The organism is Halalkalibacter flavus (genome assembly GCF_036663575.1).
Lineage (GTDB): Bacteria > Bacillota > Bacilli > Bacillales > Bacillaceae_D > Halalkalibacter > Halalkalibacter flavus.
Window position 1 is genome coordinate 1 of the sequence record NZ_JAWRVK010000353.1, and the last position, 248, is coordinate 248.

A 248-nucleotide genomic window follows, 5' to 3' on the forward strand; every position below is an offset into this window, starting at 1 on the left:
CAAATTCCAAAATCCTGGAATGAGTCTATTTCTGAACTTCAAAATAATTATGAACTTAATCTTCAACTTGCTGAGCAGATTTTTGATTCAGATTATTTAGAATTATTTGAAAAAATTTGTGATGATAAAAATAATTCACCAACATTTGTTGCATCTATACTTAGTTCAACTATTACTAATTTGCACCGACGGGGACTAAATCCTCAACTTTTAAAAAATTCTGAGATAGTTAAGACATTTCAATTTTT

General features: G+C 27.4%; 1 protein-coding gene. It reads left to right on the top strand.

What is annotated here, in order from left to right; all coding sequences use genetic code 11:
* Positions 1-248, top strand: a 248-nt coding sequence (locus SAY88_RS25450) for a hypothetical protein (protein ID WP_332635223.1), incomplete at both ends; no start/stop codon positions are given.